General features: G+C 47.9%; 22 protein-coding genes. 4 read left to right on the top strand and 18 right to left on the bottom strand.

Annotated elements, in window-relative coordinates:
* The 18 genes from JX312_RS01355 to hutH all read right to left on the bottom strand — a co-directional run.
* Positions 1–355: hydroxymyristoyl-ACP dehydratase (locus JX312_RS01355; protein WP_204456686.1), on the bottom strand; the 355-nt coding region annotated here is incomplete at its 3' end.
* On the bottom strand, positions 342–695 hold the full coding sequence (locus JX312_RS01350) for a hypothetical protein (protein WP_124096493.1): 354 nt from the start codon (positions 693–695) through the stop codon (positions 342–344). The genes JX312_RS01355 and JX312_RS01350, both read right to left, overlap by 14 nt.
* Positions 696–771: 76 nt before the next feature.
* Positions 772–1410, bottom strand: a complete 639-nt coding sequence (locus JX312_RS01345; RefSeq protein WP_204456684.1) for an outer membrane lipoprotein carrier protein LolA — start codon at positions 1408–1410, stop codon at positions 772–774.
* Positions 1411–1451: 41 nt separating this feature from the next.
* Positions 1452–1805, bottom strand: a complete 354-nt coding sequence (locus JX312_RS01340; RefSeq protein WP_123403003.1) for an EamA family transporter — start codon at positions 1803–1805, stop codon at positions 1452–1454.
* An 11-nt stretch (positions 1806–1816) separates the two neighbouring features.
* Positions 1817–2800, bottom strand: coding sequence for a beta-ketoacyl synthase chain length factor (locus JX312_RS01335; protein ID WP_123403001.1), 984 nt, complete (start codon positions 2798–2800; stop codon positions 1817–1819).
* Position 2801: 1 nt separating this feature from the next.
* A complete protein-coding gene (locus JX312_RS01330; RefSeq protein WP_204456683.1) occupies positions 2802–4007 on the bottom strand; it encodes a beta-ketoacyl-[acyl-carrier-protein] synthase family protein in 1206 nt (401 codons plus the stop codon).
* A complete protein-coding gene (locus JX312_RS01325; protein WP_239653762.1) occupies positions 4004–4261 on the bottom strand; it encodes a phosphopantetheine-binding protein in 258 nt (85 codons plus the stop codon). Before JX312_RS01325 ends, JX312_RS01330 begins: the two co-directional genes overlap by 4 nt.
* 29 nt (positions 4262–4290) lie before the next feature.
* Positions 4291–4836 (bottom strand): hypothetical protein, encoded by a 546-nt coding sequence (locus JX312_RS14025; RefSeq protein WP_164916479.1) that lies wholly within the window; start codon positions 4834–4836, stop codon positions 4291–4293.
* Positions 4833–6038 carry a beta-ketoacyl synthase N-terminal-like domain-containing protein gene (locus tag JX312_RS01320; protein WP_239653761.1) on the bottom strand — a complete coding sequence of 402 codons (1206 nt, stop codon included), beginning with the start codon at positions 6036–6038 and terminating at the stop codon, positions 4833–4835. Before JX312_RS01320 ends, JX312_RS14025 begins: the two co-directional genes overlap by 4 nt.
* On the bottom strand, positions 6011–6430 hold the full coding sequence (locus JX312_RS01315) for a thioesterase family protein (protein WP_124029458.1): 420 nt from the start codon (positions 6428–6430) through the stop codon (positions 6011–6013). Before JX312_RS01315 ends, JX312_RS01320 begins: the two co-directional genes overlap by 28 nt.
* A 4-nt stretch (positions 6431–6434) precedes the next feature.
* Complete coding sequence (locus tag JX312_RS01310) at positions 6435–6878, bottom strand: pseudouridylate synthase (RefSeq protein ID WP_123402993.1); 444 nt, start codon at positions 6876–6878, stop codon at positions 6435–6437.
* Complete coding sequence (locus JX312_RS01305; RefSeq protein ID WP_239653760.1) at positions 6878–7771, bottom strand: lysophospholipid acyltransferase family protein; 894 nt, start codon at positions 7769–7771, stop codon at positions 6878–6880. Before JX312_RS01305 ends, JX312_RS01310 begins: the two co-directional genes overlap by 1 nt.
* Positions 7764–8006, bottom strand: coding sequence for an acyl carrier protein (locus JX312_RS01300; RefSeq protein ID WP_123402991.1), 243 nt, complete (start codon positions 8004–8006; stop codon positions 7764–7766). Before JX312_RS01300 ends, JX312_RS01305 begins: the two co-directional genes overlap by 8 nt.
* A 55-nt stretch (positions 8007–8061) precedes the next feature.
* Positions 8062–9159: a class I SAM-dependent methyltransferase gene (locus tag JX312_RS01295; protein WP_123402989.1), complete on the bottom strand. Its 1098-nt coding sequence runs from the start codon at positions 9157–9159 to the stop codon at positions 8062–8064.
* 85 nt (positions 9160–9244) lie between these two features.
* The gene (locus JX312_RS01290; protein WP_204456681.1) at positions 9245–9454 is read right to left on the bottom strand and encodes a hypothetical protein; all 210 of its coding nucleotides are present in this window, start codon (positions 9452–9454) and stop codon (positions 9245–9247) included.
* Positions 9455–9505: 51 nt separating this feature from the next.
* A complete protein-coding gene (locus JX312_RS01285) occupies positions 9506–10729 on the bottom strand; it encodes a beta-ketoacyl synthase (RefSeq protein ID WP_204456679.1) in 1224 nt (407 codons plus the stop codon).
* Between the two features lie 26 nt (positions 10730–10755).
* Positions 10756–11481 (bottom strand): 3-oxoacyl-ACP reductase FabG, encoded by a 726-nt coding sequence (fabG, locus tag JX312_RS01280; RefSeq protein WP_204456677.1) that lies wholly within the window; start codon positions 11479–11481, stop codon positions 10756–10758.
* A complete protein-coding gene (gene hutH / locus JX312_RS01275; RefSeq protein WP_255563896.1) occupies positions 11478–13001 on the bottom strand; it encodes a histidine ammonia-lyase in 1524 nt (507 codons plus the stop codon). Before hutH ends, fabG begins: the two co-directional genes overlap by 4 nt.
* A gap of 30 nt (positions 13002–13031) precedes the next feature.
* Between hutH and JX312_RS01270 the strand changes: the two genes are divergently transcribed.
* The 4 genes from JX312_RS01270 to mfd form a co-directional block, all read left to right on the top strand.
* Positions 13032–13223 carry a hypothetical protein gene (locus JX312_RS01270; protein ID WP_204456674.1) on the top strand — a complete coding sequence of 64 codons (192 nt, stop codon included), beginning with the start codon at positions 13032–13034 and terminating at the stop codon, positions 13221–13223.
* A gap of 11 nt (positions 13224–13234) precedes the next feature.
* Positions 13235–14818: an L-aspartate oxidase gene (gene nadB, locus JX312_RS01265; RefSeq protein ID WP_123402979.1), complete on the top strand. Its 1584-nt coding sequence runs from the start codon at positions 13235–13237 to the stop codon at positions 14816–14818.
* Positions 14818–16488, top strand: a complete 1671-nt coding sequence (locus JX312_RS01260; protein ID WP_128707258.1) for a S41 family peptidase — start codon at positions 14818–14820, stop codon at positions 16486–16488. The genes nadB and JX312_RS01260 overlap by 1 nt, the downstream gene beginning before the upstream one ends.
* Positions 16489–16538: 50 nt before the next feature.
* Positions 16539–19402 (top strand): transcription-repair coupling factor (mfd, locus tag JX312_RS01255; protein ID WP_204456672.1); only part of this gene is annotated, 2864 nt, incomplete at its 3' end.

Here is a 19402-nt window from a genome sequence, read left to right as displayed (position 1 = left end):
ATATTAGGGAAAGTCTTGAGAGAACCATGTCTTTTTCCGTTATTGTTGCCGAAACATTTATGGAGTTGTCGGGTCCATCGGATATTTTTCTGAAAGTAAAGGTTATGTTTTTTGTCTCAAGCGGATTTATTATGGATAAGAATTTTGCGTTCGATACGGTTGTCAGTGCCATTTCCCTCTTCATCAGCAATGACAGGAGTTCGGATGCCATCTGTATGATGCATACTCCCGGAGTAATCGGTTTGCCCGGGAAATGCGCTTTGTAGATCGTGCAGTCCGGAATCAGTTCCAGCCTGAATGATCTTTTGTTTGCGTCTGACGAGATTATTTTATATAAATTGTCATTCAGTGTCATTTCCTGAAGTTGTTTCTAAAGGGGTGAATGAATAGCTGATTTTCCTGCGTAAGTTGACAACAGTGATGCTGTTGTCATTTGTACTTACCTGATATTTGCCTTTCCTGTCGGCGGGGAGACCTTTCAATATCCGAAGGCAGAATCTGAGGTCATTCCCGAGCATTCTTCGGATATGCCATTTGTCAAGAAAACTGATGACGCTGACAAGTCTGAATTTTCCGTTCCGTCTGGAATATGTGAAGTCAACAGCGGATATGCCGAATTCGTTTATCATGCTTCCGTTGATTGAGTCATCCGATTCATTTGTTATCAACACACCTGAAAGATATCCTTTTGGCATAGAAATGCTGAAAGAAAACCGGTCTGCGTCACACTGGATGCCGGAATATGCGATACTCGGCAATAAAACGGATATGCTACTTAGCAGGAATAGTAAAAAGGCTCTCATTCAGTGTTATATTCTTTTTTATGTTTTTGAGTCTGATTTCAGTGCGGTCATTGTTTTTTTCGAAAATGTTGATTTCGGAAATCATGAGGTCGCTTTTCGAGAATGAAAGTGTGATCTTTGCAAACATCTTTTTCAATTCTTTCTTTTTGGGAATGAGTGTGACGATCCAGACCGCATTGCCGTCAGAGACGGAGACCGTGAATTCAGAAATGTCTGACAATGCCTTGCCTGTAACGGTATTCATCATTATTCTTGCCACCTCTTTGAAAATCCTGTTGCTTCCCGTATCTATCACATCTTTTCGTTGGTCATTGCCTACATATACCTTTGTTCCTTTGAAAATGAAGAGGTATCTGTAGGGTGTTTTGTATTCCCACCGCAGTCTGTCGGGTTGTCTGTAGCACATCTTTCCCTCCGATAGCAGCTTGTCGCTCAGAAGCGACAGATGTTTGGTCTGGGAGAATGTGCAGCTCATTGACTTCAGTCCTGAAGCAGTCTTGTTTATTTTTGCCGCTATCTCTTTCTGTTGCCGTTCGGAAAGAGGAGCCGCATTGACAGCCACGAGACATATCGTCGTTGTCAGTAATATCATTATTAATCTTTTCATTTCTTGTTCAATATTTTAGGGGATAGAGTTATGCCGGGTTGTCAGCCGGCTGCAAAAAAACATCCTGTCATTATCAGAGCTACACCGAGCCATCGGTTCCAGGCTACTGTTTCATGAAGGAAAACCGCGGCAAAAACCAGAGCTATCACATAGCTGATGCTTGCCAGAGGGTAAGCCATGCTCAACGGATAATGTTTCAGTATATACATCCATAGCAGCGAAGCTCCGCCGAAAAGAATGCCGCTTGCAAGAAACCACCAGTTTGTAAGCAGTTCTCCCCAGAACGACGTTGTCCAGGCGAATGCCGGCATTCTTGCCAGAGCAAGTTTGAGTGTCAGCTGCCCCAGCGACAGCATTGCACTTTGAATGACTGATAATCCGATGAGTTGCCACATGACAGTTGATTCTATTTCTTTACAATTTCTCCCGGTAGCCGCTGAAGCCGGATGATAGACCAGTCCGAGCCTTCGGAATGGTTAATGAGAGTTATCCGTCCTGTTTTGTCATCACCACAGCTCTCAAGTATTCTCACACCTTTGTAGAATGCCATTGCCGATGACGAAAAGTTGTCTCCGAAAGTTTTTTTATATTGCTCCGTAGAAGGGGAGTAGTCAAGATTTTCAAGAAGCTCCAGATAAGGAGCATCGTTAAGAGGATTGCCGTTTATGCCGAGCATTAGCATCGGATCTGTATCTTCATTGAGCAGAGCCGCAAGTTTCTCCATATCGGGCTTGTGGAAGAGTTTTATATCTTTTATCTCGCAAGCGGAGGTAGAATCGCTTCCTGATGACAGCATGGCGGACATGGAAGTTTCTGAAATGAATGCAAATTCCGGATGAGTCCGCTCCATTACAAGTGCCATGAACGGTGTGACTTCATCGTGTGCACCAATCAGAGCGTTGCGTATCATGCCGCTCTTTATCTGTAGCCATGCGTCAAGCAACGCGCTTTCAAACGAAATCCCCATGTGGGAGTAGGTGTTGTTGTAGCCATGACATTTCAGAATTATTGCTATAAGAGAGCTTATAGTGTTGTGGGTTGACTGCATGAACAAGGTCGGTTTCAGGCAATTCTCTCCATACCGGCACAAATCAATAAGAAACTTCTCGGAATTTTCCATACACCCGGTCCCTGTACCCGTTATAATCGCTTCCGGGTGAGAAATGCCGGACTCGTTCAGTGCTGTAATGGATGTCACTAATGCGCGTTTGAGAATCCTGCTCATTCGTCTTGCCTCCGATGGCGGGATCAGATTCCTGGTATCAGGCTCTTGGGCGCGGACAAAATAATCCGTATATCGACACGGATTATCAATCCACTCGTCGCAAAGCGGTTTCTGACATGACACTTGTGTCATGGACAATACAAAACAGCGCGTCTCTTTATTCATGTTACTGTAATTGACACTTTGAGAAGATCAGAGAAGAATCGTTTCCTCCGAATCCGAATGAGTTGTTTATGATGTTTTTTATGTCCCTTTGGTTATCAGTGCCTGTAATGGGAATGCCCCCTTCGTTTATGGGAGTCCTCCATCCGAGGTTGGGCGGCAAGAAGCCGTGTTGCAAGGCGAGCAGGCATATTACTGTCTCTATTGATCCGGATGCGCTGGTGGTATGCCCTGTGAACGCCTTTGTCGAAGAGAAGGCGGGTATCTGTGTGCCCCATATTCTCTCCATTGCCGCCAGTTCTGACGCATCGTTATTGGGCGTCCCGGTGCCGTGTGCGTTTACATAGTCGATGTCGCAGGGACTTAGTCTTGCCATATCCATCGCCTTCCGCATGGCGAGATATGCGCCTTCTCCGTTTTCCGATGTCGCTGTCTGGTGAAAGGCATCGCATGTATTGGCATAGCCGCTCAGTTCCGCGACAGGGCGCACGTTTCTCCTTTTTACGGATTCCTCGCTTTCAAGCACAATGTATGCGGCTCCTTCTCCAAGATTTATTCCGGCACGGTTGCGGTCGAACGGACGGCACGTATCCTTGTCGAGAATCATCAGTGTGTTGAAACCGTTAAGGTGGAATTTTGTAAGAGCTTCAGCCCCTCCTGCCACAACAATATCCGTCACCCCCGATTTTATCAGGTTCGCACCGAAAATGATCGCGTTTGCCGCAGACGAGCACGCCGTGGAAGTGGTTGTCACCATGCCGAAGGGTCCGGTATTGTCTGCAATCATCCCTGAGGAATATCCGCAGTCGTTGTATTTCAGTTCCAGACTGTCTTCGGTCTTGGATTCGGCATCGAACGCGGATTTGAAATATTTCTCGGTCTTGTCCATGCCTCCGACTGTTGTGCCGCTGACAAATGCCGCGTCGGCAAGGTCGGTGTCTGCAAGTGATGCCGAAGATACAGCCTCCCTTGCGGCGGTTATTCCCAGCAATACCGTGCGCAGACCGTTTTCCGGATATCCGACACCCAGCATTCGGGCAATATCTTCATTCGGCAAAGCCACTTCTCCAGCAGGGAACTCCTTGTGTCCGGTGGAAAGGTGGCGTATGACATCTATGCCGCTTTCTCCAGACAGTAGGGATTGCAGTGTAGCTCCGGTGCCTGTGCCCAATGCCGATATGATACCTGTGCCGGTGACGAATATCTTCATTTCGTGCGGTTTTTGCTGACGTAATCGGCTATTGTAGCCACAGACCTGAAGATTTCTTTACCTTCGGCGGGATTGGTCAGTTTTATGCCGTATTCCCGTTCGAGAAGAACAATCAGCTCGAGTGCGTCTATTGAGTCCAGACCGAGACCGGAGCCGAAAAGGGGTGCCTCCGTATCAATATCACTGATGGTCATGTCTTCGAGGTTGAGTGCCTCGATGATCTGTGTCTTCAATTTATCTATAAGTTCGTTCATAATATTGTTATATGTCTGTTTTTTCTGTGTTATCGTATCTTGGTTTTGTTGTCTGTCACCAGTTTCATGTCGGCGAGATAATCAGTCTCGTCATTATAGTCGACCCATCCGGTGAGAAGAAGAGAGGGCGATGATGTGATGAAAACTGAAGCGGCTATATCTTCGATTAGTGCTGCGTCATATTCATCGAGAATGTAAAACGAGGATTCCCCGTATATCTTGTTACGTATCGCTATCTCACCCGTGACAATGTTCGCCAGTGTGTATACGAACAGCGCGGGACTGGGGAAATAGTTGTCATCAGAGACAGTCTTCTGGTAGTTTCTGTCGGTAATGAGAGAGCCGTTGCGGTTGAAAAGCGCTATTGCGGCGTTTTCCCTTATCGGCGCAGGAATGTTTTTAAGAAGGAGTTCCGCTGCCATGAAGCCTAATCTGCACAGAGAGTCCATCTTGAAGAATTTAGGATAGTCTCCGGCAAATTCACGGTATAATTCGGTTATCGAACCGGTGAAGATGCATTTGCCGTCAAGAATCGTTTCCTCCCGGGTTATTCTTACTTGAGAAACGGTATTCATGCCTCACCCCCTTTCCTGAATGTCGCGCATGGCGGGACATTACGTCTCCTGTAAGCTATTCCAGCATTGGAACCTCCGAAGCCAGACAGTATTTTTATGAAAGTGTTCCTGTACGTTTCTCTTGTCGCGGAGGATGCGGATATGCCGTAAGTTGTTCCTTTTGTGCCATATCCCTTAGTGGCGGGTATGACACCTGTCTCAACGGCTTTCATAGAAAGTATGGTCTCGATTATTCCTGCCGCACCCAACGTATGCCCGAAGTATCCTTTGAATCCGTTTGCCGGCAAGTCTTCGAGTCCGGAACGATGAAGCGCTATTGATTCCATCTCATCGTTATATGGCGTGGCTGTGCCGTGAAGATTGACAAAAGCGATGTCGTCACGGTCTATCTTTTCCAGAATGTCCTTAAGTACGCGGAATGCTCCTTCGCCGGTGCGGGAGGGTCCGGATATGTGGTTTGCGTCGTTATGATTGGAACAGGCGGCAAATTCCCACAAACTTCCATTGCCATAAACATTTGTTCCCCCGATATTTTCCAGAATCATTGTTCCTGCAGCCTCGCCAAGATTCAGACCTTTGCGCTCTTTGTCAAACGGTCTGCAAGGCTCGGGACTGAGTGCCTTGAAAGACTGGAATCCTGAAATTATGAATCTTGAGAGCACATCGCAGCCTATAACTACGGCATAACGGTATTTCTCGCCAAGAAGCAGGCGTATCGCGGCAATCTGCGCGCAGACTCCCGAGACGCATGCATTGGATGTAACGACAGGGGTGTTGGAGTTGCCGAAATATCGGGCTATCTTTTCCGCTGAAAACGCGAGACGGCAACCGGGACAGTCGGGTTCTGTCTCAAGCATGTCAACGTTTCCCTTTGTTGTCGAGATAACGAATATGACATCTTCGCATTCCGCCTGGAGCGCACATGACGATATGGCGTCTGTGGCGGAAAGGATGCACAGTTTCTCAAAAAAAGTATACTCATTGTCTGATAGCGCATGGTCGGCGAACAAACCGGAAATAAGCTCCCGGTCAAGCATAGAGGCGCAGAATGCTTCCGGAAGACCGAATGTGTCTTCATGATTCCGGAGCATATTCATACCTTTTGATACTGACGAAAAATTTTCTTCCGTTGTCAGTCCCATCGGAGAGATTATGTTATCGGCGATGCATGCAATCATAGAACCTCCCATTTCTCTTTCCATTCGCGGTAGAATTCGGGATTCTCCCACACGAGTTGATAATCCTTGTCCATAAACACCTGCACTGAATGCCCGGTGGCAATGACTGAACTGTCGTTGTCATCTATAATCTGGTAGTCGAAAACAATCTTTGCGGCTTCCGTCGGCACATATGTTATGACAACAGAAGGTTTCATGCCATACGCAAGAGGTTTCTTATATTTGAAGGAAAGCTCTACAAGTGGGGCAAAATACCCGTTGGAAAATATTGTCATATATCCAAGTCCGTATTTTTTGCCGAACGCTTCTCTGGCATCCTCGAAATAGAGGGTGTATGATCCGTGCCATACGATGTTCATAGAATCAACCTCGCTGAATCTGATGTCGAATTTATGTGACTCGGTAAGTCTGTTCATGACGTCATAATGTTTTGTCGGCTATGGTGTCGCTAAGTGCGATTTTCATCTCGGCTGTCGCGACAGTCTCGTCTCCGGTTTTTACTTCCGCACTTATCAGAGTCATGCCGAATATCTCTTCAAGCACGCATATGGAAGTGTGTATTTCTTCACCCGTTACGGGAAGACGGGTTATTGACAGGTTTCTTACAGCACCTATAAAACCGAGCTGAATGCCTTGCTTAAGAATGTATTTGTTGATGTAGCCTATACGCGCGGCGCACGTCTGTGCAATGTTCTCTATTACACCGGATTCAGTAAATACTCCATTATCTACGAATATGTTTTCCTCTGTGACCGTGGTTGCCGTGACCGTCTCTTTGTCATCGAATCCGATGAGTCTGCCAACCATTACAAATGGTTCTTGCTGGGGAAGCAGTTCGTGTATGTCGATCTCTTCAATTTGCATCAGTCTCTCCAGAAATCAAAATAGTTATACCATTGCGCGGGGTGTTCGTTGACACTCTCTTCAAGCATCGCCACATATTCCCGGGCTAACTCTTCCGCACGTTGCTTGCCGGATTTATCAGCATTTTTACCTATCCTTTTCACTTTCGCCGTGTACTCTTTTGCACCGGTTTTCATTACTGAAACGAAGAGCATCGGAACATCTCTGACGGCTGCCAGAAGAAACGGTCCCTGAGGGAAATTCGCGTCTGAGCCCAAAAACGGTATGCGGAAATTCTTTTGTGAGCCGAAAATCCTGTCTGCAGGCATGCTGAGTATCTCACCGTCAGCCAAAACCTTGTTGATTTCAAAGAGATGTGACATGTCCGGCTGCATGGATATCATGCGGATGTTGTTTCCCTTGAAAAGCCTGTTGCGGTTGGTCATCACGCTTTCCTTCTCTCCTCCGAACACCAGTGCATTGAAGCGTTTCTCCTCGGTAGGCAGAGAATATCCGGCTATCTCATAGTTTCCTATGTGCGAGCTGAGCTGGATAAAACCTTCAGGATCTTCGCATAGCCCTTTGAAAAGATCATACCCTTCCACTTTGATGCGGAATTTTTTTCCGGCATACATGGCAAACCTGTCGATTACGACCTGTGAGAACGCGCAGTGGTTTTTATATGTCATCCATACTGCTCTCGCTTTGCCGAAATTCATCCCCTTGCGGTAGAAACCATATATGGCGTTGCGTGCCTTGGAGTTGACAATCATAGTAGGCGGGATTACGAACATGAATACAAAAGCATAGAGCAGACGCACATCTGCAGCTTTCAGGAATCTGATAAGCCAGCGGTGCATCCACCCGTTGCCGTAGGTAGTCCCGGCCCATTTGTCATGTCTCAGTTCAGCCAACTTTGCTTTCTATATAGCTGTAGAAATCATTGAGAGTAGCAACTCCTGCCATCTCTTCAGGTTTGATCTTGAAACCGAAATTCTTTTCTACGATCACCACAATGTCTACGAAGTCGAGACTGTCAATGCCCACGTCTTCTTTAAGGCGGGCATCGGGATAGATTTTTTCCTCATCCACCTCCAGATCTTCTATCAGAAAGTCGCGTACTTTATTTTCAATTTCCGTGCGATTCATTTTATTGTATTATGTGTTTATACTTAAAGTGTGTTTATACTTAACGCAGATTTTATCATCTTGTTTTACATATTAGAATGCTGTGCCCTTGTCCGAGTCCGTCGTGTATGGATTCTATTTCCATATCCGCCTCATTGACAAGGCGTATCAGATCTTCCGAATGATACATCTTGCTGTTGCCGTTTGCTATCGCCGTGAAATATAGACTTGTCAGTGTGAGACAAAGTGCGGCAGGCTCGAATCTCTGGCGATTCCAAAGGGTCTCCATTATGTAGAGCCGTGAGCCGGAATCCATCACTTTGGCTGCACGCCTCAGAATGCTGACAATCTGCTCTTCGCTGAAACAGTCGAGAAACTGGCTCATCCATACGGCGTCAAACTTTCTGTCGGCAGGCATCTCCGCTGATTCATCAAGGAGATCGGCACCAAGACCGTCGATGCGTTCCGCCCCCGTCTTTCCGGCTATGTTTTCTTTCATAAGACCTATCTGTTGGGGTAGATCGAGTATTGTGACTCTTACCTCAGGATCATGTGCTACGCAACGCAGTGCCCATCTGCCGGTATTGCCTCCGACATCAAGAAGCGTGCGCGGTTTGTCTGAAAACACGATTTCAAGAGCCTGATCGAAAGAATTGTCGGAGTAGAAATGGTCAAAATCGAACCAGCTTTTTCTGATGTGCGGAGGAAGCGAGGACAAACCTTCGTATACTGTGGACCAGTCTCCGAGAGTTTTGAGCCCAGCGGGTTTCCCTTCCTTAAGAGCTTCCTCAAGACTGAACCATCCGAGATAATTCACATCATGGTTGAAATTGATATTTACTCTTGTTGCCGGATCATTGAGCAGAAACCAGCCCGTTTTCGAAATGCGGAATCTGTCGGTCTGGTCATCAACCAGAACAAGTCCGATACACAGGGATGCTTCCAGAAGACATTTTGCGGCATATACGGAAAGTTCAGCCTTTTCAGCTATTTCCTCGATTGTCATGCCATTGTCGCTGTCGCGCAGCATATCCATAATGCCATTAGACAGCATTATTCTTGCCGTCTGGAAAATGACAGGACCGAAAGCGATAAATTCGGCGAGGCGCTGCGCCTCGCGGGCGTTCATCGTTTCCTTGGTGTATTTTTTCTTTAATTCCGGGAATAAATTCATCGCCTTATGATAACCATTGTAATTGTTTAAACACTGAACTCGTCTTGACTTCAACAATATCATTATTTTAACTTTCGTAAATAAGTCAAGACGAGTTCACTCTCTCAAAGAAGAATAATTTTAGAAACCGAGCGAGACACTGAAGACAATGCCGTGGGCATTCCAATATATCTCCACGAATAACACCTCCGTTTTTGAGATATACCACTCCCTGAAGATTCTCGGCGTTGGCACACTGTATGCCGGCAAGCGTCATACGTGCCATCATCAATATTTTTCGGAATGGCAGTCTCATAACGGTCAGTTTTAATGGGTTTGCGTCTATTGTTCTGATACGGTTTACCGGTCATGTTGCCTTGCGTATTACAAGCGCGCTGTTTGTGCCTCCGAATCCGAAAGAATTGGAAAGGACAAGATTGACGGGAGTCACTATGGTCTCACGGGCAATATTCAGATTTTTCGCGGCTTCGCAGGGTTGTTCCAGATTGATGTTGGGTGCTATGAATCCGTCTCTCATCATGATGACGCTATACACGATCTCGCTTGCCCCCGCCATCCAGCATTCATGTCCGGTCATGGACTTTGTGGAACTGATCCATGCCTTTTTCCCATTGAAAAGACGGTCAAGCGCAATAGCCTCGAACTCATCGCCCTGCGGCGTGGATGTTGCGTGCGCGTTGACATAGTCTATTTCTTCGGGCGTTACTCCTGCCTGCCGCAGTGCGCGAGTCATCGCCTTTAGAGAACCGTCATCGCTTGGCTGGGATATTCCGCCTCCGTTCGAAGAGAATCCATAGCCGGAGATCTCCGCAAGGATATTTGCGCCTCTTGCCACGGCATGGTCGTAATCTTCAAGTATCAAGGCGGCTGCTCCGCCGCTTGGTATCAGTCCGTCGCGCGATACATCAAAAGGTCGAGAGGCTTTTGCCGGTTCGTCCATACGCACCGAAAAAGCTCCAAGGGCATCGAATGTTGCCATGGAGTAGAAGTTTGTTTCCTGTGCACCCCCTGCAAGAATCATGTCCTGCAATCCTTGTTTTATCATCATGAATGCAAGGCCGATGGAGTGCGAACCGCTTGCGCATGCGGCACTTACAGTGAAGTTGATGCCTTTGAGGCTGAAGATCGTGCTCAGATTCATGTTGACCGTAGAGTTCATCGACTGGAATATATATCCCGAACCTATAAGTGCCGAATCATGTTTCTCTCTCATTATTTCGGCAGCCTCGATCACCGGTTTAGCCGATGAGTCGTTGCCGAATATGATTCCTACCTCGTGTTCACGTAGATAGTCTCTGTCGACTCCGGCTTCTTCGAAAGCCTCTTTGGCTGCCATATATGCATATTCCGCTTCTTCGGAGAGCCCGACGCGCGTGCGTCTGTCGAGAACACCCTTAAGCACCGGATGCTCCAAGATTCCGGTGAGTCCCGAACGATAGCCGTATTGCAGGCGTTCCGGCTCAATGCCTATTCCGGATCTGCCGTTATACAATGAATCACGTACTTCTTCTTTATTTTTGCCGATACAGGACCATATTCCCATACCTGTTATCACAACTCTTCTGCTCATTGTTTTTTCTGAATCTATTCGGGGAATCAGTATAATCCTCCGTTGACAGATATTGTCTCGCCAGTGATGTATGCCGCACTGTCAGAAGCAAGAAACGCCACGAGTGCCGCCACTTCGTCAGCCTCTCCGAATCTTCCGAGAGGTACTGTCTTTTTTAATGACTCCTCATCGAGATCTTTCGTCATGTCAGACCTGATGAAGCCGGGAGCCACCGCGTTTACCGTGACTTTGCGGGGGGCGACTTCCTGGGCAAGAGCTTTTGTGGCACCGATAAGTGCCGCCTTTGCCGCCGAATAGTTCGCCTGTCCCGGCAATCCTTTCAGACCGGAAAGAGACGCGATGTTAATGATTCTGCCTGACCTTTTGGTGAGCATCCCCTTGAGGATGCGTCTGCTTACGAAAAAGAAGCCGTCGAGGGTGGTGTCAATCACCTTGCGCCATTGGTCTGTCTGCATGAATATGAGCAGACTGTCTTCGCGGATGCCTGCGTTGTTGACAAGCACGGTTATGCGGTCGGAGGGGTGTGTCTCTTCCCATTTTTCCAATGCTGAGTCTACGGCTTGCTCGTTGCTGACATCGAAGGGGAGAAGGTCGGCGACGCCGCCGATCTTGCGTATCGTCTCTGCAACTTCCTGAGCCGCAGTTTCGTTGGAATGATAATTTATGATTATTCCAAGTCCTTGCGCTGCGAGATGCCTGCATATCGCAGCGCCAAGTCCGCGTGAACCACCTGTAACCAGTGCAAAATTCATGATTTCAAGTATTGGATGATATTCGTTCTTAAATAATTCTCAGTTTCCGCCACTTCTTCATAGAACGGAGTGTCTTCAATGAATTTGGGGCAGATTTTGCGTATCGCATCATATTGCCTGCGGGTCTTTGGCGATAGTTTGTCGGCTATCTGCAGACAATCCGTAGCCTGAGCGAGAGCGATATATAGGATGGACATGACCTGATAGGCGTTGTCGATAACTTTCCGGCACAGGAGTGCCGAATTTGTGCCCATGCTCACGATGTCCTGGTTGTCGTTGTTGTTGGGTATGCTGTGAACATAGTTCGGCATGGCGAGCGTCTGGCACTCCGCAGTGGTGGATGTCGCCGTGAACTGGCACGCCTGCATTCCATAGTTAAGTCCGAGCACTCCAAGATTAAGGAACGGTGGCAGAATGCCGTTGATGCGGTCGTGGAAGAGATAGTTCAGCTGACGCTCGGCAGTCATGGCGACACGCACCATAGCGATTTTCACCTTGTCTTCCTCCAGGGAAATATAATCACCGTGAAAATTCCCGCCATGAAAAATGTTTCCGGCGGTATGGTCCACAATCGGGTTGTCGCACGCTGAGTTTATTTCATTCTCCAGAACCTCTGCGGCATTTGCGAGCGTGTCGAGAACGGGTCCGTATATCTGGGGAATACAACGCAATGAGTAATATGCCTGAACTTTATGTTCAAAATAAGAATCCTTGTTTTTTGCGGGGTCATAAAGTTCATGCTCGCGTTTTTTGAGAAGTCCGCTGCTATCGCTTGTCTCCCGGAGCCAGCGGGCAATTGTCTGTTGCCCCGGCTGGCGGCGGCAGATGTTTTCTTCCACCGACATAAAGTCATCGTAAGAAGAGGCAATCTCGTTTATCCAGGCTCCAGCCACGACAGCATATTTCAGGAGATTTTCCGCGTAATACTGGTTTACGATGGAAATCCCGGTCATGACGGAAGTGCCGTTTGTCACCGACAGCCCTTCACGGATGCATATATCCATGGGTCTGAGACCTTCCTCATTCAGGACTTCCGCCGTTTGTCTCCATTCCCCCTTGAAGCGTACCTTCCCTTCACCGATGAGGCATAAGGCGATATGCGCGAGCTGCACAAGGTCTCCGCTTGCGCCGACACTCCCGTGTTCAGGAACGAAAGGGTATATGCCGCGGTTGACGAATTCCTGCAGCAACAGTATTACAGACGGGTTGATTCCCGAACGAGCCTGAAGGAATGTGCCGATGCGTGCAATCATTGCCGCCTTGACCTCTGTCTCGGTCAAGGGATTACCGGTGCCTGTGGCATGGCTGCGGATGATATTGTATTGCAAGTCAAGGAGGTGCTTGTCATCCACACGCCACTGTGCCATTGGTCCGAATCCGGTGTTTATTCCGTAAATAACCTTGTCTGCGACAAAGCCCTTTAGAAATTCGTAGGAGTCGCGTACCTCGTCCATTTCCCGGTCCGGGATTGACATGGGTGTGCCCGAGAATAAGTTATCGTATACAGATGACAGTTTCATAATGTTGTCATTTTTAAACAGCATTCTTAAATGCTCAAAATTCAAACAGATAGCTGCAGCTATGCAAAGTTAGCAAAATTTTTCCAAAACGGGATATTGTTGGTCATGTTTTTACCGCCATTCCTGCCGGAAGTGTGCGTATTTTTGCGTATTGGCGGTGATTTGGCAAATATAATGGATGATTTTGAAAAAGAATTGTTAAATTTGCAAGTTGCAAGTTAATCCTTTAAGAGATGGTATATAAATATGATTGCTTAGTGATAGGCTCAGGCATTGCCGGAATGAGTTTCGCACTCAAGGCTGCCAAAGCGGGAGCAAAGGTGGGAATGATCTGCAAGACAACCACCGATGAGGCTAATACGTTCTTTGCACAAGGAGGTGTGGCTTCAGTGACAAATCTCGAAAAAGACAATTTCGAGAAACATATCCACGACACAATGGTTGCTGGAGACTGGCTCAGCGATCCCGCGGCTGTGGAGAAAGTGGTCCGGAACGCCCCCTCCCAGATCAGGGAGCTTATAGGCTGGGGTGTGGATTTCGATAAGAATGACAACGGAGATTTCGATCTTCACAGGGAGGGTGGACATTCGGAGTTCCGGATTCTTCATCATGCCGACAATACGGGTGCGGAAATCCAGACGAGTCTTGTGGAAACAGTGAAAAATAATCCGGATATAGATGTGTTTACCGGTCGGTTTGCCGTGGAGATCATCACCCAGCATCATTTGGGCAAGATAGTGTCGCGCCGCACCCCGGACATAACATGTTACGGAGCTTACGTTCTTAATGAGCAAACTGGTGAAGTCGATACATTTCTGGCGAAAGTCACCGTGATGGCTACAGGAGGTGTCGGTTCCGTATACACCACCACAACAAATCCATTGATAGCCACAGGAGATGGAATCGCTATGGTATATAGAGCCAAGGGCACAGTCAGCGACATGGAGTTCATACAGTTTCATCCCACGGCTCTCTATCATCCCGGTGACCGTCCGAGTTTCCTGATTACGGAGGCTATGAGAGGATACGGCGCGGTGCTCCGCAATCTTGATGGCGAGGAATTCATGCAGAAGTATGACCCGAGGCTTTCATTGGCTCCGAGGGATATCGTGGCACGTGCCATAGACTCTGAAATGAAACTGCATGGCACTGATCATGTGTTTCTTGATGTGACACACAAGGATCCTGAAGAGACTAAACGCCATTTTCCGAATATCTACGAAAAATGTCTTTCTCTCGGCATCGACATAACCAAGGACATGATTCCGGTAGCGCCTGCGGCTCATTATCTTTGCGGTGGCATCAAGGTGAATCTCAACGGAGAGAGTTCCATTGCCCGTCTTTATGCCGTAGGTGAATGTTCCTGCACGGGGCTTCACGGAGGAAACCGACTGGCTTCCAATTCTCTGATAGAAGCGGTTGTTTACGCGGATGCCGCTGCTCGCCATGCGCTTGAACACCTCGGTGAATATGACTGGCGTGAAGATGTGCCGGAATGGAATGATGAAGGCACCGCTCACCCGGAAGAGATGGTGCTGATAACCCAATCGGAAAAAGAGGTGAACCAGATTATGGGTTATTACGTTGGGATTGTGAGGAGTGACCTCCGGCTCAAGCGAGCATGGAACCGGCTTGATATCCTTTATCAGGAGACCGAAGCCCTTTTCAAATGCAGCAAGCCGTCGCGGCAACTGTGCGAGTTGCGGAATATCATCAACGTTGCCTATCTGATTATGCGTCAGGCGATGGAGCGAAAAGAGAGCAGAGGGTTGCATTTCACCGTAGACTATCCCCATCCCGATATCCCCAAAGAATAATGATGAAAAAAACAAGACTTCTCCGAATATTGCCCGCCGCAGTGGCGGTGGCTGCTCTTGGTCTGACATTGTCGGCACAGAAAAGTCATGATGCGTCTCTGGCACGCAATCTGAATAATTTCAACTCCATCGTCAAGCAGGTCGAGTTGCATTATGTCGACACAATCAACACCGATCAGAGCTTCAAGGCGGCGATAGAAGCATTTCTCGCGTCAACAGACCCTTATACAGAATACTATAGCGCGGACGATCAGGAGAAATTGCAGAAAATGACGACCGGTGAATATGGAGGCATAGGCAGTTATATAATGCAACGTAACGGTAGCTCTTTCATATCGCAGCCGATGGAAGGGAGTCCTGCCGCCAAAGGAGGACTGCGTCCGGGCGACCATATCATCCGTGTAGACACAACGGATGTGGAAAAGAAAGAGAGCGATTTTGTAACCAGACTGCTGAAAGGGGTTCCGGGAACCAAGGTTCGTGTCACAGTGAAACGCCCTTATGTCGCTGATTCGATTCAGACATTCGAGATAATGAGGGCAAAAGTGCAGGAACCGAGCATGGGATATGACACCATAATAAACGGCATCGGCTATCTCCGTCTTACAAGCTTTATCGATAAGACACCGGCTGAGGTTCGCCGTGTCCTTGAAAAATTCAAGGAAGACAATGGGCTGAAAGGAATAGTCATCGACCTTCGCGGCAACGGGGGAGGATTGGTGGAAAGCGCGGTGGATCTTGTGGGATGCTTTGTTCCTAAGGGCACCGAGGTTGTCCATACCATAGGCAGAGACCCTCTTCAGGAGAAAATTTACAAGACAACGCGCAAACCTGTATTTCCCGAGATTCCGCTTGCAGTGCTTATAGACGGCGGCAGCGCCTCGGCATCCGAGATTGTCGCAGGCTCGCTTCAGGATCTTGACCGCGCTGTCCTGATTGGTTCCCGAAGTTTCGGCAAGGGATTGGTGCAGACACCTGTGCAGCTTCCTTACGGTGGACTGCTTAAGGTGACTGTGGCAAAATATTATCTGCCGTCGGGAAGGTTGATTCAGGCTGTGGATTACTCTCACCGCAACGCTGACGGAACTGTGGCACGTGTGCCCGACAGTCTTACTAATGTCTATCGCACCGCCAACGGTCGCGAAGTGCGCGACGGAGGCGGACTGCGTCCGGACACGACTGTAGACTGGGGAAAGATCAACCGTCTTGTTTATAATATAGTCGCCGACAACTGGGCGTTTGATTTTGCCACAAAGTTCACTGCTGCAAATCCAACGATTTGTCAGCCGAAAGATTTCGAGATAACGGATGAAATCTATGGAGATTTCAAGAAATTCATTGATCCCGAAAAATTCAAATATGACAAGGTGTGTGAAGAACTGGTGAAACAGTTGCGAACAGCGGCAGAGACCGAGGGATATATGAACGACGAGACCAAGGCTCAACTCGACAGGATTACTGAATTGCTCACTCATAATCTTGACCATGACCTTGATACCCATCGTGATGAGATTGCCGAATATCTCGGCTCGGAGATTGTCGGCAGGTATTATTACGACAAGGGGAAAATGGCGTTTGAGCTTAAAAATGATAAAGCACTGAAACTTGCAGAAGAAATCCTTAAAGATTCGAATCTATATAACAAGGAATTGGGAATAAAACGGAAATAAGACGTTTTGTCTGGAAACTTCTATATCCATGAGCACAACTTCAATATCCGATGGAATTAAAGGAAGCTGATAAACTTTTTGCCACAGCGACGCGTATATCCGCGCTGGAAAAGGTCTTGTATGACAAAAAAACAAGAAGATTGCTCCTCTCCGGTCTGGAGGGGAGTTCTTCCGCCATGCTGTTTGCCGGAATCAGACCGACCGCGCATCCTCACATCATAATTGCCGATGACCTGGATTCAGCAGGCTACATTTACAACGATTTGTGTCAGATTGCAGGACCGGATGCCGTGGGAATATTTCCGAGCGGATANAAACGTGATATAAAATACGGTCAGTCGGATGCTCCGTCACAGATTCTCCGCACTGAAGTGCTCGATGCATTGGGAGATAAAAAGGGAGAGATGCGTTTCGTTATAACATATCCCGAAGCTTTAGCGGAGAAAGTGGCGGATGCCGCGACAATAGCCGATAACAGCATATCGCTGAAAATCGGTTCGCACACGATTCTATCCGATCTTACAGGAAGATTGCGTGAACTGGGGTTCAGAGAGACCGAGTATGTCTATGAACCTGGTCAGTTTGCCCGTCGTGGCTCGATAGTCGATGTTTATTCATATTCCTGCGAACTTCCATACAGGATAGACTTTTTCGATGACGAAGTGGATTCGATACGCTCCTTCAATGTGGAGACGCAGCTGAGTGAGGAGAAGCTGGAGAAAATCAATATACTTCCGCAGTTCTCGGCACAGACCGGAAACAAAGGTATCAGCCTTCTTGAGTTTGTTGACGATTCGACATTGCTGTTTTGTCAGAGTCCGGGGTATATACTCGACAGAGTCAAGGCTNTATCTGAAGAGACGTTTTCAACAGCCGCTCTTATCGCCGATGAAGGCGATGACAAGGCTATGGAAAAAGTGGTCGATTCCGAAGCTTTCATCCGGCGTTTCGCAGAGATGAAAGTGGTGAAGTTCGGGGTGGGTACAACCGATAGCGGATTTGTTCCAGACGCATCGGTATCGTTCAATTGCGGTCCGCAGGCTCTTTATCATAAGAATTTCGAGCTGATTTCAGAGAGTTTCCGTAATTTTATCAGTAACGGTTATCGTATCTTTATACTGTCTGATTCGCCGTATCAGGCGGAACGGCTGAAAAATATATTTGAAGACAGAGGGGATGAGATACCTTTTACGGCAGTTGACCGCACTGTTCATGAGGGATTTGTGGATCATGACGGCAAGAACTGCTTTTTTACCGACCATCAGATATTCGACCGTTTCCACAAATATAACCTCAAGAGCGACCGCGCCCGANGCGGCAAACTCGCTCTTTCACTTCGGGAACTCAACCAGATAGAAATAGGCGACTACATAGTGCACATTGACCATGGAATCGGTAAATTTGCGGGTCTTGTGCGAACTGATGTCAACGGAAGCCCGCAGGAGATGATAAAGCTGACATATCAGAACGATGACATAATCCTTGTCAGTATCCATGCTCTTCATAAACTGTCAAAATACCGTGGTAAAGAGGGAGTCGCGCCTAAAATCAACAAACTCGGTTCGGGAGCATGGAACAAGCTCAAAGAACGCACAAAAACCAAGGTCAAGGATATTGCGCGTGATCTGATAAAACTCTATGCCGCACGCAGGGAGGAGAAAGGTCATGCATTTGCTCCGGACTCTTATATGCAGCATGAGCTTGAGGCAAGCTTCATATATGAGGACACTCCAGATCAGCTCAAGGCGACTCAGGCTGTAAAAGCAGACATGGAATCGGCAAAACCGATGGACAGACTGATATGCGGAGATGTCGGTTTCGGAAAGACGGAAATAGCTGTCCGCGCCGCCTTCAAAGCAGCAGCCGACGGGAAGCAGACAGCTGTGCTTGTGCCGACCACGGTACTTGCCATGCAGCATTACCACACTTTCGCAAATCGTCTTAAAGATCTGCCTGTAAGGGTGGATTTTATATCCCGGGCACGCAAAGCCAAAGAGGTGAAACAGATTCTTGCGGATCTCGCAGAAGGTAAGATCGACATATTGATAGGCACTCATAAGATTATCGGCAAAGGAGTGGCATTCAAAGATCTCGGATTGCTGATAATTGATGAAGAGCAGAAATTCGGTGTTGCAGTCAAAGAGAAACTCAAACAACTTAAGGTCAATGTAGACACCCTGACCATGAGCGCCACTCCAATTCCCCGTACACTGCAGTTCTCACTCATGGGAGCTCGCGACCTCAGCTCGCTCAACACACCTCCGGCAAACCGTCAGCCCGTTGTCACCAACGTAAGCAGCTTCGACGACGAGGTGATAAAGGAAGCTGTTGAATTCGAATTGAGCCGTAACGGACAGGTGTTTTTCATATCCAACAGGATTGAGAACCTCGCGCAGATAGAGAACGCGCTCCGGCGGCTTATCCCACGTGTCAGAATAGTCACCGCGCATGGGCAGATGCCACCGGAGAGGGTAGAGCAGGCTATCATAGATTTTGCCAATCAGGATTATGATGTTTTGCTATCCACGACGATAGTGGAAAACGGCATCGATATGCCCAATGTCAATACTATCATAGTCAACAATGCCCATAATTTCGGACTCAGCGAGCTACATCAGCTTCGCGGACGTGTAGGACGCAGCTCACGGAAGGCTTTCTGCTATCTACTTGTGCCGCCGGGAATGCCGCTGACTCCTGTGGCACGCCGTAGGCTTCAGGCAATCGAAAGTTTCAGTGATCTTGGTTCCGGCATACATATCGCCATGCAGGATCTTGATATCCGTGGCGCCGGCAACCTGCTTGGGGCAGAGCAGAGCGGATTTATCGCCGATCTCGGTTATGAGGCATATCAGAAAATACTCAAAGAATCTGTTATCGAATTGAAAACGGAGGAATTTGCCGACACTTTCACTGA

The sequence above is a fragment of the Barnesiella sp. CU968 genome (genome assembly GCF_905219685.1).
GTDB classification, from domain to species: Bacteria; Bacteroidota; Bacteroidia; order Bacteroidales; family Muribaculaceae; genus Lepagella; species Lepagella muris_A.
This window is presented reverse-complemented; position numbering and strand designations above follow the sequence as displayed.

What these genes read in the sequence shown, in the direction of transcription:
- JX312_RS01350 (WP_124096493.1), bottom strand. Translation starts at nt 695, where the DNA reads ATGCCAAAAGGATATCTTTCAGGTGTGTTGATAACAAATGAATCGGAT.
- JX312_RS01345 (WP_204456684.1), bottom strand. Translation starts at nt 1,410, where the DNA reads ATGAAAAGATTAATAATGATATTACTGACAACGACGATATGTCTCGTG.
- JX312_RS01340 (WP_123403003.1), bottom strand. Translation starts at nt 1,805, where the DNA reads ATGTGGCAACTCATCGGATTATCAGTCATTCAAAGTGCAATGCTGTCG.
- JX312_RS01335 (WP_123403001.1), bottom strand. Translation starts at nt 2,800, where the DNA reads ATGAATAAAGAGACGCGCTGTTTTGTATTGTCCATGACACAAGTGTCA.
- JX312_RS01330 (WP_204456683.1), bottom strand. Translation starts at nt 4,007, where the DNA reads ATGAAGATATTCGTCACCGGCACAGGTATCATATCGGCATTGGGCACA.
- JX312_RS01325 (WP_239653762.1), bottom strand. Translation starts at nt 4,261, where the DNA reads ATGAACGAACTTATAGATAAATTGAAGACACAGATCATCGAGGCACTC.
- JX312_RS14025 (WP_164916479.1), bottom strand. Translation starts at nt 4,836, where the DNA reads ATGAATACCGTTTCTCAAGTAAGAATAACCCGGGAGGAAACGATTCTT.
- JX312_RS01320 (WP_239653761.1), bottom strand. Translation starts at nt 6,038, where the DNA reads ATGGAAAGAGAAATGGGAGGTTCTATGATTGCATGCATCGCCGATAAC.
- JX312_RS01315 (WP_124029458.1), bottom strand. Translation starts at nt 6,430, where the DNA reads ATGAACAGACTTACCGAGTCACATAAATTCGACATCAGATTCAGCGAG.
- JX312_RS01310 (WP_123402993.1), bottom strand. Translation starts at nt 6,878, where the DNA reads ATGCAAATTGAAGAGATCGACATACACGAACTGCTTCCCCAGCAAGAA.
- JX312_RS01300 (WP_123402991.1), bottom strand. Translation starts at nt 8,006, where the DNA reads ATGAATCGCACGGAAATTGAAAATAAAGTACGCGACTTTCTGATAGAA.
- JX312_RS01295 (WP_123402989.1), bottom strand. Translation starts at nt 9,159, where the DNA reads ATGAATTTATTCCCGGAATTAAAGAAAAAATACACCAAGGAAACGATG.
- JX312_RS01290 (WP_204456681.1), bottom strand. Translation starts at nt 9,454, where the DNA reads ATGAGACTGCCATTCCGAAAAATATTGATGATGGCACGTATGACGCTT.
- JX312_RS01285 (WP_204456679.1), bottom strand. Translation starts at nt 10,729, where the DNA reads ATGAGCAGAAGAGTTGTGATAACAGGTATGGGAATATGGTCCTGTATC.
- fabG (WP_204456677.1), bottom strand. Translation starts at nt 11,481, where the DNA reads ATGAATTTTGCACTGGTTACAGGTGGTTCACGCGGACTTGGCGCTGCG.
- hutH (WP_255563896.1), bottom strand. Translation starts at nt 13,001, where the DNA reads ATGAAACTGTCATCTGTATACGATAACTTATTCTCGGGCACACCCATG.
- JX312_RS01270 (WP_204456674.1), top strand. Translation starts at nt 13,032, where the DNA reads ATGCTCAAAATTCAAACAGATAGCTGCAGCTATGCAAAGTTAGCAAAA.
- nadB (WP_123402979.1), top strand. Translation starts at nt 13,235, where the DNA reads ATGGTATATAAATATGATTGCTTAGTGATAGGCTCAGGCATTGCCGGA.
- JX312_RS01260 (WP_128707258.1), top strand. Translation starts at nt 14,818, where the DNA reads ATGATGAAAAAAACAAGACTTCTCCGAATATTGCCCGCCGCAGTGGCG.